The sequence below is a fragment of the Herminiimonas glaciei genome (assembly GCF_042664955.1).
Lineage (GTDB): Bacteria > Pseudomonadota > Gammaproteobacteria > Burkholderiales > Burkholderiaceae_D > Oxalicibacterium > Oxalicibacterium glaciei.
Window position 1 is genome coordinate 785,984 of sequence record NZ_JBHTBU010000001.1, and the last position, 14,180, is coordinate 800,163.

A 14,180-nucleotide genomic window follows, 5' to 3' on the forward strand; every position below is an offset into this window, starting at 1 on the left:
CAAATATCCGCGAGTGCGAACGCGGCTATTTGGGAGGTAGTGCAAGGCGTGTCGCGCCGCCAAGGGTGGTCCCCTTGGCAAGCGGCGCAACGCAGCAATACGTCCAAATAGCCCGTTCCCTTCGGGTTCTTACCAAAAGCGGCGCTGGCCGCGTTGTGCTCCTTGCGCATAGGCCACTATGCGACGCGTCGCACGCCTTGCCAGCACCGCTTTTGGTAAGAACGCATCTCACGGATATTTATGAAATGAGTTCTAATCACACGGGTCGCAAGTGCATCATTGACGCCGGTCGCCGCCTTGTAACTTTATAGGCAGGCGCGCGTTATGGATGTATAGATTGACGACCATCCAACCTTTGGATTTTTATGACCCTATCTGCTTATTCCCGATTTGCTCGCGGCGTGCGTAGCGCGCAGCCGAACAGATTTCCCCTGCAATCCACATTTACGGCAGGTGCAGCATGAACGATCTCCAAACCAGCTTGTTTGTCATCGGCGGCGTAATAGTCGTCGGTGTCATTTCCTACAATAAGTGGCAGGAACACAAGGCCAAGAAAAGCGTGGAGCGTGCTTTTTCTTCATCGCACGACGATGTGTTGATGGCGCCGGAAGGACGTGAGTCGCGCGAGGAACGCCTGGAGCCTTCAATCGATGGCGAACGCCATGAACCGACTTTCTCCGAAAATCCTTACGATGACGTCGCACCGGTCCAGCAGGACGCGGCTGCACCGCACGCGGAAGCCGAACTCGATGCGCCGGTTGATTTCGTGCAGCCAATAGAAGAAAAGGAGTTGCCGGTCGATTACCTGATCGATTGCACGATTCCGCTGACACTGACCACGCAATTGCGCGGTGAAAAAATCCTGCCGGCCTTGCAGTCACTGCGCCACGTCGGCAGCAAGCCGGTGCATTTTGCCGGCCAGCATATCGATGGCGGCTGGGAAGCCATTACGCATGGCGGCATCTATAAATCGCTGATGGCGGGTGTACAGCTGGCCAATCGCAGTAATGCACTCAATGAGCTCGAGTATTCCGAATTCGTGATGCGCCTGCGCCAGATTGCCGATGACTTCGATGCGGATCCGGATGTGCCGGATATGGCAGAAGTGATGGTGACCGCGCGTTCTCTGCATCATTTCGTCACCGAATACGACGCCAAGCTGAGCGTGAACGTACATACCAATGGTGCGCCATGGTCGGTGACGACCTTGCTGGCGGCACTGGAACGCCAGGGCTTCGACGTGCGTCCTGAAGGCCGCCTGGTGATGCCGGACGGCGATGGTGGTGTCCTGTTCTCGCTGTCGACCAATGTCACGCTGGCCGAAGAAACCACCAGCCGCCTGACCTTGCTGCTGGACGTTCCTGTAGTGTCGCCTGCACGTGACGGCTTCGGTGCGATGACGGCATGTGCGCGTTCATTGGCGGCACGCCTGGATGGCACGGTAGTGGATGACGGCAACCAGCCTTTGTCCGATGCGTCGCTGAATGAAATTTCCGGTCAACTCGAAGTGTTCTATGCCGACATGGAATCGGCAGATATCCCTGCAGGTTCCACCCGGGCATTGCGCTTATTCAATTAAAAAATTATGCAGCCGGATTTGTTTTCTACGGCATCGCAAGCAGATGCAAACGCGACGCCGGAGGAGCCGGACGCCAGCAATCCGGCGGCACGCGCAGCATGGTTACGCGATGAACTGAATCGCCACAATTACTCTTATCACGTCCTCGATAATCCATCGATCCCCGACGCCGAATACGACAAGCTGTTCCGCGAGTTGCAAGCGCTGGAGACGTCCCATCCCGAGCTGCTGGTATTTGATTCGCCGACACAAAGGGTAGGCGCGCTGGCCTTGTCGGCTTTTCCGCAAGTCACGCATTCGGTACCCATGCTATCGCTCGGTAATGGCTTTGAAGATGAAGATATCATCGCTTTCGACAAGCGTGTCAGCGACGGTTTGAATAGCACGGAAATTGAATATGCCACCGAACTGAAGTTCGACGGCCTCGCGATCAACCTGCGCTACGAAGACGGCGTCCTGGTTGAAGCGGCGACCCGCGGCGACGGTGCGACCGGTGAAAACGTCACGACGAATATTCGCACCGTGCGTGCGATTCCATTGCGCCTGCATACGGCAACGCCACCCAAGGTGCTGGATGTGCGCGGCGAAGTGATGATGTACAAGGCCGACCTGGCGAAGCTGAACGCGCGCCAGCGCGATGCCGGCGGCAAGGAATTCGCCAATCCGCGTAACGCGGCGGCAGGCAGCTTGCGCCAGCTTGATTCACGCATTACCGCACAACGTACCTTGCGGTTTTTCGCATACGGCATAGGCATGCTGGAAGGTGCGGACATGCCGCCTTCCCATTCGGCCTTGCTGGATTGGTATGCAGAGCTTGGTTTGCCGGTATGTGCGGAACGCGCAGTAGTCAAGGGCGCGGCCGGTTTGCTGGAGTTTTATAAAGCAGTCGGGCAAAAACGTCCGACGCTGCCGTATGAAATCGACGGCGTGGTTTATAAAGTCAACCTCGTCGAGCAACAGCAGCAACTCGGTTTCGTGTCACGTGCACCGCGCTATGCAATCGCCCATAAATTTCCGGCCGAAGAAGCGCTGACGACAGTGCAGGGCATAGAAGTGCAGGTCGGGCGTACCGGTGCGATTACGCCGGTAGCACGCCTGGCACCGGTGCTGGTGGGCGGTGTGACGGTGACGAATGCAACGCTGCACAATGAAGATGAAGTGCGGCGCAAGGATATCCAGATCGGCGATACCGTCATCGTGCGTCGTGCCGGTGATGTGATTCCTGAAGTGGTCGCCTATGTGCCGGAAAAACGTCCGGCCGATGCGCAACCTTTTGTGATGCCGACCAACTGCCCGGTATGCAATTCGCCTATCGTGAAGCTGGAAGATGAAGCGATTGCCCGTTGTTCCGGTGGCTGGGTGAAATGTGCGGCGCAACGCAAGGGCGGCTTGCTGCACTTTGTCTCGCGCCGTGCGATGGATGTGGAAGGCCTGGGTGACCAGCTGGTCGAGCAATTGGTCGACAAACACATCATTACTACTGCGGCTGATTTGTACAAGCTGGGTTTCCGTGCCCTGGCCGAACTGGATCGCATGGCTGACAAGTCGGCGCAGAATGTGATGGCCGCACTGGAAAAATCCAAGTCGACGACGCTGGCGCGTTTCATTTATGCGCTGGGCATACGCCATGTCGGTGAAGCGACGGCGAAGGAACTGGCGCGTCATTTCGGCAACCTGGAAGCGCTATTGCAGGCATCCGAAGAGCAGTTGCTGGAAGTGGCCGATATCGGTCCGGTAGTCGCACAATCGATCAGGAGCTTCCTCAGTGATCCGCTGAATATGGAACTGATTGAACAATTGCAGGCGGCAGGTGTCAGATGGCCCGAACACGTGGTGGAGAACAAGCCCAAGCCCTTTGCCGGGAAGACGTTTGTCCTGACCGGAACCTTGCCTACGCTCAGTCGCGACCAGGCTGCTGAAAAAATTGAGGCGGCAGGCGGCAAGGTCGCCGGTTCCGTCTCCAAGAAAACCAGCTATGTCGTAGCGGGTGCCGACGCCGGTAGCAAACTGGCGAAGGCTGAGGAGTTAGGCATCACCATACTTGATGAATCTGCATTGCTGCAATTACTGGATACCCATGAGTAAAATTAGAAAAGCCGTTTTTCCCGTCGCAGGCCTCGGCAGCCGTTTCCTGCCAGCCACCAAGGCGCAACCGAAAGAAATGTTGCCGGTCGTTGACAAGCCTTTGATTCAGTATGCGGTGGAAGAAGCGGTGGCGGCCGGGATTACGGATATGGTCTTCATCACCGGTCGTAACAAGCGCGCGATTGAAGATCATTTCGATACCGCTTATGAACTGGAAGCCGAGCTCGAAGCCGCCAACAAGAATGCCTTGCTGGAACTGGTGCGCAATGTCATTCCCAAGAACATCAATTGCATCTATATACGCCAGTCGGCACCGCTGGGCCTCGGCCATGCCGTCCTGTGTGCACGTCCTGTGATCGGTAATGATCCGTTTGCCGTCTTGCTGGCGGATGACTTCATGGATACCGACGACGGCGTGAAACCGGTACTGGCGCAAATGACGGATGTGTTCCAGCGCGAAGGCCACAGCATACTGGCGGTACAGGATGTGCCGCGAGCTGACACCAAGCAGTACGGCATCGTCAGTGCGACCGCATATCAGCCGCAACTGGAACTGGTAAATGCGATCGTGGAAAAACCGCAGCCTGATGTAGCACCATCGACGCTGGCTGTAGTAGGCCGTTATGTGCTGAACAACAAGATTTTCGATTATCTGGAAACGATCGGCAAAGGCGCCGGCGGTGAAATACAATTAACAGATGGCATAGCTGCGTTGATGCAGGCCGAGAAGGTGCTGGCCTATCGTTATGACGGCCAGCGTTATGATTGCGGTTCCAAGCTGGGCTACCTGAAGGCAATGGTGGCGATGGGTCTCAAACATCCTGAAACCGGTGCAGGCTTTACCGAGTACTTAAAGACATTGAAGTGAAAATACTGAAATGACCGTAAGAGAAATTTTGAAGATGGGCGATCCACGCTTGTTGCGCGTGGCAGAGCCGGTCAAGGAATTCGGCACGCCCGAACTCGATGCGCTGATCGCGGACATGTTTGACACCATGCATGCGGCGAATGGTGCGGGCCTGGCTGCGCCGCAAATCGGCGTGAACCTGCGGCTCGTGATTTACGGCTTCAAGCAAAACACGCGTTACCCGGATGCCCCGCCGGTACCGGAAACCGTGCTGATCAATCCCAAGCTGCGGCCGCTGTCGGCAGAGATGGTGGACGGTTGGGAAGGTTGTTTGTCGGTGCCGGGCTTGCGTGGTGTCGTACCGCGTTTCAGTGCCTTGCACTATGACGGTTTCGACCAGTATGGCAATGTGATCAGCCGCGATGCCGATGGCTTCCATGCACGCGTGGTGCAACATGAATGCGATCACCTGGATGGCATCCTGTATCCGATGCGGATAACTGACTTATCGCAATTCGGTTATGTCGACATCCTGTTCCCCGATCTTGATCCGAACGATGACGATTGATGTGCATTAAGAGGTAGACGTAAAAAAGGGCGACTGGATGTCGCCCTTTTTTTCGGATTAAAACTTGTGCCGGATACCGACATTGAACAGCTTGTCGGTCTTGCCGGGTGCGACCACCCGGTACATGGCATTGTCATCGTTGCTCAGGCGCGCCCAGCTGGTATACAAATTGGTGCGTACGGATAGATTGTGGGTGTAGCCGATAGCGATTTGCTTCGCATCAGCGTTGTCGGCGAACCGGTCACGCTTTTGCATATAGGACGTCATGATGGTGTCGGCGCTGGTCAAATTGATCTTTAAACCGAGCAAGGCATCACGTGTATCCAGCGTACCGGGGCCTTTGTTTATCGCGTAGGCGATAAAAGGTTGCAGCAAACCGAAGTTGTAGTTGCCGCCGATCAGCGTCGTCTTGGCGCTGTCGTTGCCTGTTACGTCCTTGGTGTCCTGATAGGTCAATACCGTAGCAAGCGGACCGGATGCATAGCCAATGGCTCCGGCCACCGTGCGACTGGCGCTGCTATTGCCGGCTACTTCGCCGAAGCTATAGGCAGCCTGGCCGTTGATGCCGTTCTTCGCGTTAAAACTGTAGTTGACGGTATTGTCTATGCGGTTGCCGCCGTAGTTGAAAATACGTACGGAATCACCGGCCAGGGTATCGGCAAACGGATCGAATACGGCAGAGTTGGTGAAGACCATGGTCTGGACCCGGCCCAGCTTCACTTCGCCAAAGTCACCGGCCAGGCTGACATAGGATTGCCGGTTGAAAAATCGGGTGGCATCACTTTGCGAGCCAGTGTCTGCGTTGAAGCCGGCTTCCAGGACAAAGTTTGCCTTCAGTCCGTTGCCGAGATCTTCGGTACCTTTGAAGCCGACCCGGCTGACACTTTGATTGCCACTATCGATGCCGGTCACGGTGCCATTACCGGCGTTCTCTATCTTCAGGCCCAGATCAACGACGCCATAGACGGTGACGCTGCTCTGGCCATAGGTGGCGCCTGCCATCGACGTCAACAGTGAAAATGCGAATAGAGTCTTTTTCATTTATCCACTCCCTTTGTTTTCAGTTGAAACAACGATCCGGTGACTTGGCTTGTGTTCTAAAACGAGGTTAGCTTTAAATGTAAATCAACAGCATTTTCTGAATAGTGCAATTTCAGTGCTTAGTTTGCAGCTGTATCCGGAGTTTGAGCAAGGAGGGAATTGGCTAATAGTGAATTAATATCGCGAATAGTGGCGATTTATTCACAGTGTTGGCTCCTGTCAATAAATCCATGCGATGCGGGGAGCAGGGTGGCCGGCCACCCTGTATCAGAACTGTTCGTCTTCGCGCAGGTAGCGCCATTGGCCGACCGGGAGGTCGCCGAGTTTGACGTTGCCGATGCGTACCCGCTTCAAGCCTATGACTTTCAAACCGACCATATCGCACATGCGGCGGATCTGGCGTTTCTTGCCTTCGCGCAGGATGAAGCTCAACTGATCTTCGTTTTGCCATTTAACCTTGGCCGGCAAGAGTTTCTTGCCATCCAGCATCAGGCCGTGGTTCAGGCGTTTCAAGTCGGCTTCCGGCAGCTTGCCCGGTTTGCTGTATTGCACGCGTACCAGGTATTCCTTCTCGACTGAGGTGTCTTCACCGATCAGGTGCTTGGCGATGCGACCATCCTGCGTCAACACCAGCAAACCGACGGAATCGATATCGAGCCGGCCGGCCGGTACCAAGCTACGCAATTGGGTCGGGTGGAACTGCGTAGCTGCCTGGTCTTCACTCCAGCGCGTGCTGGCATTCACCAGCGCGACTGCGGGCTTGTAGCCATCTTCGGCCTGGCCGCTGACATAGCCCATCGGCTTATTGATGAGTACGGTGACGCGTTTCGATTGTTCGGCTGCCGCCTGGCGTTCGACGGTAACGCGTTGTGTCGGCAAGACCTTGCTACCCAATTCAGAGACGACCTTGCCATCGACGCGCACCCAGCCGCGCGCTATCCATTCGTCGGCTTCACGCCGCGAGCAAAGGCCGAGCTCGGACATACGTTTGGAAAGGCGGAGAGGTTCATTCATGATGGAGCAATTCTGTAAATCGTAAATTAAAAATGAGAAATGGATGCTGCCGGAATCCGGTGGACTCAGACGCGCAGCGCATCCAGCAAATCGGTTTCCAGCTGGATCTGGCTGCGCGGATTATCCAGCATTTGACCATCGACCAGGAACACGTCTTCTACACGTTCCCCCAGGGTCATGACCTTGGCGGTGTGCAGGTTGACTTTGTATTTCGCCAGGATGTTGGCGACTGAATACAGCAAGCCATTCCTGTCGTTCGCGGAAATGGTTAGCAGATAGTAACGGCCGCGTTCGTCCGGACGCAAATCGACCGTGGGCGTGGCCGGGAAGTTGCGGCACAGGCGCGACAGGCGGCCCTTGCATGGCGAAGGCAGATCCAGCTGGGCCGTCAGTACGGCGGTCAGTTCATGCTCGATCAGGCTGATCAGGTCGCGATAATTGTCGGCGAAAGCCGGCTCGGTAATCAGGAAGGTATCGAGGCCGTAACCATGTTTGGTGGTGTGGATTTTCGCATCCAGGATGCTGAAATTCTTGCGATCAAAGTAGCTGCAGATGCGCGCGAACAAATCCGGCTGGTCCTTGACATAGACCGTCACCTGCAAGCCTTCGCCTATCGGTGCGAGACGGCATTTGACTACCGGGGTCGGGCTGTCGATTTTGTCGTACAGTGTACGGGTTTGCCAGGCGATATCGGCGGCATCATGACGCAGGAAATAGACGACGTCGAGTTGCTTCCACAAAGCTTCGTGTGCATGTGCGGACAAGCCATACAGGCGCAGCGATTTGAGCGCTTCTTCCTGCCGGTTCTTGAGTTCGCGATCAGCCGACGGTGCATCGCCACCCAGCGCGCGCAAGGTCATGTTGTACAGGTCTTCCAGCAACTTGCCTTTCCAGGCATTCCAGACCTTCGGGCTGGTGCCTCGTATGTCGGCGACGGTCAGCAAATACAGGGCGGTCAGGTGGCGCTCGTCCTTTACCAGTCTGGCAAAGTTGCTGATGACTTCCGGATCGGACAGGTCTTGTTTCTGCGCGATCTGCGACATCATCAAATGGTTTTCAACGAGGAACACCACCAGTTCGGTTTCTTCTTCCGTCAAGCCGTGATCGACGCAGAAGATGCGCGCATCTTCCTTGCCCAGTTCCGAGTGGTCACCGCCGCGACCCTTGGCTATGTCGTGGAACAGGGCGGCGATGTACAGCAACCACGGTTGGCTGAAGTTGGCCGCGAGCTGGCTGCAGAACGGATATTCGTGTGCGTGTTCGCTCAGCATGAAACGACGTACATTGCGCACCACCATCATGATGTGCTGATCGACCGTATAGACGTGGAATAAGTCGTGCTGCATCTGTCCGACGATCTTGCGGAAGTTCGGCAGGTAACGCCCCAGCACGCTGGTCTGGTTCATGCGACGCAAGGCATGCGTGATGCCCTGCGGTGCCTGCAGGATTTTCATGAACAGCGCACGATTCACCGGATCCTGGCGGAATTGATTATCTATCTTGAAGCGTGCATTCCACAGCGAACGGAAGGTGCGCGCAGTCATGCCTTTGAGTTCCGGATGCAGCGAGAGCAGCAGGAATACTTCGAGCATGGTCGATGGCTTGACTTCGAAGGTGTCGTCGTTCGCAATATCGATGAAGCCGTTGACTTCATTGAAGTCTTCGTTGATCGCGACCGGCGATGTCATTTGCGGGAATAACTGCGCTTCGATGTTTTGCAGCAGGATCGCATTCAGTTGCGTGACGGCTTTGGCTGCAAGGTAGTAACGCTGCATCAGGTATTCGCTGGCGCGACGGGTTTCGGTGGTCTTGAAGCCTATCGATTCGGCGATCGCGGTCTGGATGTCGAACACGAGGCGATCTTCGTGACGGTTCGCAATGATGTGCAGGCGTATGCGTACATCCTTGAGTGAACGTTCTTTTTGCGTCAGCTGGCGCGCTTCGGTCGGCGTGATCAAACCTTGTACCGCCAGCTCGCGCCAGGAGTTACCGAGGCCGGCCGCTTTCGATACCCACAGGATGACTTGCAGGTCGCGCAAGCCGCCCGGGCTTTCCTTGCAGTTCGGTTCCAGGCTGTAGGGTGTGTCTTCGTACTTGGCGTGGCGTTGGCGCAGTTCCAGGGTCTTAGCCTGGAAGAAGGCTTGCGGATCCATCGCCGCATTGCAGCGGACCTTGAGCAACTGGAACTGGGTGGCGTTGCCTATCACTAGACGTGCTTCGAGCAGGCTGGTTTGTACCGTGATGTCGGCTTCCGCCTCGTTCAGGCATTCATCTATGGTGCGTATGCTGTGGCCGATTTCGAGGCCGATATCCCAGAACAGCTGGACCAGTTCTTCCAGCTTGGCTTGCAATGCTGCATTCGGTGCTTCCTGCAGCAGGATCAGGACATCGACATCCGAGTGCGGGAACAATTCACCGCGACCATAACCGCCGACCGCTACCAGCGCTGCGCTGTCCGGCAGGTCAAACGCCGTCCAGGCCTTGCTCAGGGCGGCATCGACATTAATCCGGAGCTGGGTCAGCAGTTGCTCCGCCTTGCCATCCTGCAAAAAGCGATCAATGACGATTTTTCGTTCGGCTTTGAGTTCTTCTTTTATTGCGATGGCAAGTGACGGCATTGGATGCTTAGACGTGAATTCAGGCGTTGATGGCTTGTGGAGTAAGGGGTACGATGAACTCGGGCGGCGGCGGGGTGCCGGCCGACTGGGTCAGGATTTCGTAACCGGTTTCCGTTACCAGCACGGTATGTTCCCATTGCGCGGACAGGCTGCGATCCTTGGTTTTGATGGTCCAGCCATCGCCCATTTCGCGGATTTCACGACGACCTGCATTGATCATAGGCTCGACTGTGAAGATCATGCCAGCTTCGAGTTTTTCCAATGTGCCCGGACGGCCATAGTGCAGTACTTGCGGCTCTTCGTGGAACACCTTGCCGATACCATGGCCGCAGAATTCGCGTACTACGCTGTAGCCGGCCTTTTCGGCGTGCTGCTGGATGACGTAGCCGATATCGCCCAAATGTGCGCCCGGTTTGATCTTGGAAATGCCCAGCCACATGCATTCGTAGGTGATCTGGGCCAGGCGGCGCGCCAGGATGGAAGGCTCGCCGATAAAGAACATGCGGCTGGTATCGCCGTGGTAACCGTCCTTGATGACAGTAATGTCCAGATTGACAACATCGCCGTTTTTTAGGACTTTGTCGCCCGGGATGCCGTGGCAGATAACATCGTTGACCGAGGTGCAGATTGCTTTCGGGTAAGGAGTGTAGCCTGGCGGGCAGTAATTCAGCGGAGCCGGGATGGTGCCTTGTACGTTCACCATGTATTCATGGCACAGACGATCCAGCTCGCCGGTGGTGACGCCGGTTTTGACAAAAGGTGTAATGTAATCAAGGACTTCGGATGCGAGTCGGCCTGCGATGCGCATGCCTTGTATGTCTTCTGCGGTTTTAATTGAAATATTGCCCATAGGAAGCCGAAAATTGCTGGAATGACAGCATGGAAAAATGGTTTGATGAAGAATTATAGACGAGCGGGCATTTATTCGCCGGGCAATGTGGCGGGACACTTGAAAGGAGTGGTGGTTGTAGGGTAGAATCTTGGGCTTGCTTGAATTAACTTTTATTTAATTAAGTCAGGCAAGACTTTATGTAAATCGCGAACTCGTTCGAAAAGGGTGCTGCGGTCAGGCTGAGAACGGCCAAATGATCACGGTGACTGAGCGGGTTCCAGACCTTAACCCTGGAGATATTTATGTCCGTAACAATGCGCGAAATGCTGGAAGCTGGCGTCCACTTTGGTCACCAAACACGCTTCTGGAACCCAAAGATGGCCCCTTTCATTTTCGGCCATCGCAACCGTATTCACATCGTTAACCTCGAAAAAACGATGGGCATGTACCAAGAGGCGATGAAATACATCCGCCAATTGTCGTCCAATCGTGGCACCGTCCTGTTCGTAGGTACCAAACGTCAAGCACGTGAAACCATCGCAGCTGAAGCGCAACGCGCTGGCATGCCTTACGTTGACCAACGCTGGTTGGGCGGCATGCTGACCAACTTCAAAACGATCAAGACATCGATCAAGCGTTTGAAAGAAATGGAAGCATCGATCGAAGACGGTTCCGTACAAAAACTCAGCAAAAAAGAAGCGCTGATGTTTGAACGCGAAAAAATCAAGCTGGAAAAATCCATCGGCGGTATCAAGGATATGGGCGGCATTCCTGACGCAATTTTCGTGGTTGACGTTGGTTACCACAAAGGTGCGATCACTGAAGCAGCGAAACTGGGTATCCCGGTTATCGGTGTAGTCGATACCAACCACTCGCCAGAAGGCGTTACCTACGTTATCCCAGGTAACGACGATTCCTCGAAAGCGATCATGTTGTACGCTCGTGGCGTTGCTGACGCAATCCTCGAAGGCCGCGCAAACGCGACCAACGACCTGGTTGAGTCGATCAAAGGCGGCGACGACTTCGTTGAGGTTAGCGAGCAGGCTTAAACCCTGCCTCTGATGGTTTGAGCGTCAGAATAAAAGGGGCAACAGCGGTTCGCCCCTTTTTTTCGAGCGCATTTTGAACGTAATAAGATTGTGGACGTCTGATCGTCCAATTGTTAGGAGATTGTAATGGCCGTTATTACTGCAGCGATGGTTGGTGAACTGCGTGCGCTCACCGATGCGCCGATGATGGAATGTAAAAAAGCATTGACGGAAGCCGATGGCGATCCGGTCAAGGCAGAAGAGATCCTGCGTGTCAAACTGGGCAGCAAGGCTTCGAAAGCAGCTACCCGCGTGACCGCTGAAGGCGTAGTTGCAGCATATGTATCCGGCAATGTTGGCGCGTTGATCGAAGTCAACTGCGAAACCGACTTTGTTACCAAGAATGATGACTTCCTCGGTTTTGCCAATACCCTGGTTAAACTGGTTGCAGAAAAAAATCCGGCTGACGTAGCTGCTTTGTCGGCCCTGCCACTGGAAGACAAAACTGTAGAAGAAACCCGCGCTGCCCTGATCGGCCGTATCGGTGAAAACATGTCGATCCGCCGTTTCGTGCGTTTCGAAACCACCGGCAAACTGGCTTCCTACCTGCACGGCACCCGTATCGGCGTCATGGTCGATTTCGAAGGCGCGGACGAGCAAGTTGGTAAAGACGTAGCGATGCACATCGCTGCAATGAAGCCAGTGGCATTGTCGTCGGACAACGTTCCAGCTGACCTGATCGCTAAAGAGCGTTCGGTTGCTGAATTGAAAGCGGCAGAATCGAACAAGCCGGCAGACATCGTCGCCAAGATGATCGAAGGCTCGGTACAGAAGTACCTGAAGGAAGTTTCCTTGTTGAACCAATCGTTTGTTAAGAACGACAAGCAAACAGTGGAACAAATGCTGAAAGAAGCGAAATCGACAGTCAAATCGTTCACGATGTTTGTGGTCGGTGAAGGCATCGAGAAGAAGCAGGATGACTTTGCTGCAGAAGTGGCAGCACAAGTAGCCGCAGCAAAACAGGCGTAAGCGAAAAAAATCGGGCCGGAAGGCCCGTTTTTTTAGCATCATCAAGTATCCTTTGATGAGCTGACAGATTAAGATTTCATAGGCTGGCTTTTATCGAGCCGGCCATGAAGCCTGAAAATCAGGTAAGAACTGTATCCCAGTAAAAACCGGACAAAAACAAGGAATCCAGCCCATGACAACCCCAGCTTATAAGCGCGTTCTTCTCAAACTTTCGGGTGAAGCGTTAATGGGAGACGATCCGTACGGTATCAACCGTGCCACTATCGAACGTATGGTGGCGGATGTGTCAGAAGTAGCAAAATTGGGTGTGGAACTGGCGATCGTGATCGGCGGCGGCAATATTTTCCGTGGCGTGGCGCCCGGTGCGCAAGGCATGGATCGCGCAACCGCCGACTACATGGGTATGCTGGCAACCGTCATGAACTCGCTGGCGTTGGCTGATGCGATGCGTCAGGTTGGCATTACCGCCCGCGTCATGTCGGCGATTGCCATTGAACAGGTGGTTGAACCGTATGTGCGCCCGAAGGCATTGCAGTACCTGGAAGAGGGCAAGATCGTGATCTTCGCCGCCGGTACCGGCAATCCGTTTTTCACTACCGATACCGCAGCGGCTTTGCGCGGTTCGGAAATCGGTGCGGAAATCGTCCTGAAGGCGACCAAGGTCGATGGCGTCTACAGCGCCGATCCAAACAAGGACCCGGATGCAACCCGTTACGCGACGATTACTTTCGACGAAGCGATCTCCAAACACCTGCAAGTGATGGATGCAACTGCATTCGCACTGTGCCGCGACCAAAAACTGCCGATCAAGGTATTCTCTATCGTTAAGCCGGGCGCACTCAAGCGCGTAGTCCTGGGCGAAGACGAAGGTACCCTGGTCCACGTATAAATTTCTATACAAATCCCGCTGAAATTCAATTCAGGTTTAACTCGTTGTAAAAGAGGAGAACAGTAATGACTGTTGCAGATGCAAAGAAGACAGCCGATCAAAAGATGCAGAAGTCGATAGAGACTCTGAAGGCTGATCTGGCAAAAGTACGTACCGGCCGTGCACATACCGGCATACTCGACCACGTGATGGTTGAGTACTACGGCAATCCAACCCATCTGAGCCAGGTTGCCAACGTGACACTGATCGATGCGCGCACCATCGGCGTCCAGCCGTTTGAAAAGAAAATGGTAGCCGTCGTCGAGAAGGCCATCCGTGAAGCTGACCTCGGTTTGAATCCTGCAACCCAGGGTGAATTGATTCGCGTACCGACCCCGCCATTGACAGAAGAACGTCGTAAGGAAATGGTCAAGCTGGTCAAGAGCGAAGCAGAAGACGCAAAAATTGCCGTGCGCAATATCCGTCGCGATGCCAATGAAACGTTGAAAAAACTGGTCAAGGAAAAAGCCTGCTCGGAAGATGAAGAGCGTCGCGCACAGGATGAAATCCAGAAATTGACTGATAAATTCGTGATCGAAATCGATAAATTGGTCGTGGAAAAAGAAAAAGAAGTGTTGACGGTTTGAGTCCGTACTCAATTCCTTCACACT

The 14,180-nt window shown here is 54.6% G+C and carries 12 protein-coding genes; 8 read left to right on the top strand and 4 right to left on the bottom strand.

Annotated elements, in window-relative coordinates:
• Positions 1-460: 460 nt before the first annotated feature.
• Genes ACFQPC_RS03440 through def form a run of 4 tightly spaced genes read left to right on the top strand, consistent with a single transcriptional unit; the run spans position 461 to position 5,079 of the window.
• The gene (locus ACFQPC_RS03440; RefSeq protein WP_382270207.1) at positions 461-1,579 is read left to right on the top strand and encodes a cell division protein ZipA C-terminal FtsZ-binding domain-containing protein; all 1,119 of its coding nucleotides are present in this window, start codon (positions 461-463) and stop codon (positions 1,577-1,579) included.
• A gap of 6 nt (positions 1,580-1,585) precedes the next feature.
• The gene (gene ligA, locus ACFQPC_RS03445; protein ID WP_382270208.1) at positions 1,586-3,664 is read left to right on the top strand and encodes an NAD-dependent DNA ligase LigA; all 2,079 of its coding nucleotides are present in this window, start codon (positions 1,586-1,588) and stop codon (positions 3,662-3,664) included.
• Positions 3,657-4,532 carry a UTP--glucose-1-phosphate uridylyltransferase GalU gene (gene galU / locus ACFQPC_RS03450; protein WP_382270209.1) on the top strand — a complete coding sequence of 292 codons (876 nt, stop codon included), beginning with the start codon at positions 3,657-3,659 and terminating at the stop codon, positions 4,530-4,532. Before ligA ends, galU begins: the two co-directional genes overlap by 8 nt.
• 10 nt (positions 4,533-4,542) lie before the next feature.
• A complete protein-coding gene (gene def / locus ACFQPC_RS03455; RefSeq protein WP_382270210.1) occupies positions 4,543-5,079 on the top strand; it encodes a peptide deformylase in 537 nt (178 codons plus the stop codon).
• 57 nt (positions 5,080-5,136) lie between these two features.
• Here the strand turns inward: def and ACFQPC_RS03460 are convergent, their stop codons facing one another.
• The 4 genes from ACFQPC_RS03460 to map form a co-directional block, all read right to left on the bottom strand.
• Entirely contained in the window at positions 5,137-6,120 is a 984-nt protein-coding gene (locus ACFQPC_RS03460; protein WP_382270211.1) for a porin, read from the bottom strand.
• Between the two features lie 267 nt (positions 6,121-6,387).
• Complete coding sequence (locus ACFQPC_RS03465; RefSeq protein ID WP_012079914.1) at positions 6,388-7,134, bottom strand: pseudouridine synthase; 747 nt, start codon at positions 7,132-7,134, stop codon at positions 6,388-6,390.
• 65 nt (positions 7,135-7,199) lie between these two features.
• The gene (locus ACFQPC_RS03470) at positions 7,200-9,752 is read right to left on the bottom strand and encodes a [protein-PII] uridylyltransferase (protein ID WP_382270212.1); all 2,553 of its coding nucleotides are present in this window, start codon (positions 9,750-9,752) and stop codon (positions 7,200-7,202) included.
• A 19-nt stretch (positions 9,753-9,771) separates the two neighbouring features.
• Positions 9,772-10,602, bottom strand: coding sequence for a type I methionyl aminopeptidase (gene map, locus ACFQPC_RS03475; RefSeq protein WP_382270213.1), 831 nt, complete (start codon positions 10,600-10,602; stop codon positions 9,772-9,774).
• 284 nt (positions 10,603-10,886) lie between these two features.
• Here map and rpsB point away from each other — a divergent pair, with 284 nt between their 5' ends.
• The 4 genes from rpsB (at position 10,887) to frr (ending at position 14,156) form a co-directional block, all read left to right on the top strand.
• Positions 10,887-11,633, top strand: coding sequence for a 30S ribosomal protein S2 (gene rpsB / locus ACFQPC_RS03480; RefSeq protein WP_041296527.1), 747 nt, complete (start codon positions 10,887-10,889; stop codon positions 11,631-11,633).
• A 126-nt stretch (positions 11,634-11,759) separates the two neighbouring features.
• Positions 11,760-12,641: a translation elongation factor Ts gene (gene tsf, locus ACFQPC_RS03485; RefSeq protein WP_124573905.1), complete on the top strand. Its 882-nt coding sequence runs from the start codon at positions 11,760-11,762 to the stop codon at positions 12,639-12,641.
• A gap of 172 nt (positions 12,642-12,813) precedes the next feature.
• Positions 12,814-13,530: a UMP kinase gene (gene pyrH / locus ACFQPC_RS03490; RefSeq protein ID WP_382270214.1), complete on the top strand. Its 717-nt coding sequence runs from the start codon at positions 12,814-12,816 to the stop codon at positions 13,528-13,530.
• 65 nt (positions 13,531-13,595) lie between these two features.
• Positions 13,596-14,156, top strand: coding sequence for a ribosome recycling factor (gene frr, locus ACFQPC_RS03495; protein ID WP_382270215.1), 561 nt, complete (start codon positions 13,596-13,598; stop codon positions 14,154-14,156).
• Positions 14,157-14,180: the final 24 nt, after the last annotated feature.

Coding starts and splice junctions, on each gene's coding strand:
- ligA (WP_382270208.1), top strand. CDS start 1,586: ATGCAGCCGGATTTGTTTTCTACGGCATCGCAAGCAGATGCAAACGCG.
- tsf (WP_124573905.1), top strand. CDS start 11,760: ATGGCCGTTATTACTGCAGCGATGGTTGGTGAACTGCGTGCGCTCACC.
- frr (WP_382270215.1), top strand. CDS start 13,596: ATGACTGTTGCAGATGCAAAGAAGACAGCCGATCAAAAGATGCAGAAG.
- pyrH (WP_382270214.1), top strand. CDS start 12,814: ATGACAACCCCAGCTTATAAGCGCGTTCTTCTCAAACTTTCGGGTGAA.
- ACFQPC_RS03465 (WP_012079914.1), bottom strand. CDS start 7,134: ATGAATGAACCTCTCCGCCTTTCCAAACGTATGTCCGAGCTCGGCCTT.
- rpsB (WP_041296527.1), top strand. CDS start 10,887: ATGTCCGTAACAATGCGCGAAATGCTGGAAGCTGGCGTCCACTTTGGT.
- galU (WP_382270209.1), top strand. CDS start 3,657: ATGAGTAAAATTAGAAAAGCCGTTTTTCCCGTCGCAGGCCTCGGCAGC.
- map (WP_382270213.1), bottom strand. CDS start 10,602: ATGGGCAATATTTCAATTAAAACCGCAGAAGACATACAAGGCATGCGC.
- def (WP_382270210.1), top strand. CDS start 4,543: ATGACCGTAAGAGAAATTTTGAAGATGGGCGATCCACGCTTGTTGCGC.
- ACFQPC_RS03460 (WP_382270211.1), bottom strand. CDS start 6,120: ATGAAAAAGACTCTATTCGCATTTTCACTGTTGACGTCGATGGCAGGC.
- ACFQPC_RS03440 (WP_382270207.1), top strand. CDS start 461: ATGAACGATCTCCAAACCAGCTTGTTTGTCATCGGCGGCGTAATAGTC.
- ACFQPC_RS03470 (WP_382270212.1), bottom strand. CDS start 9,752: ATGCCGTCACTTGCCATCGCAATAAAAGAAGAACTCAAAGCCGAACGA.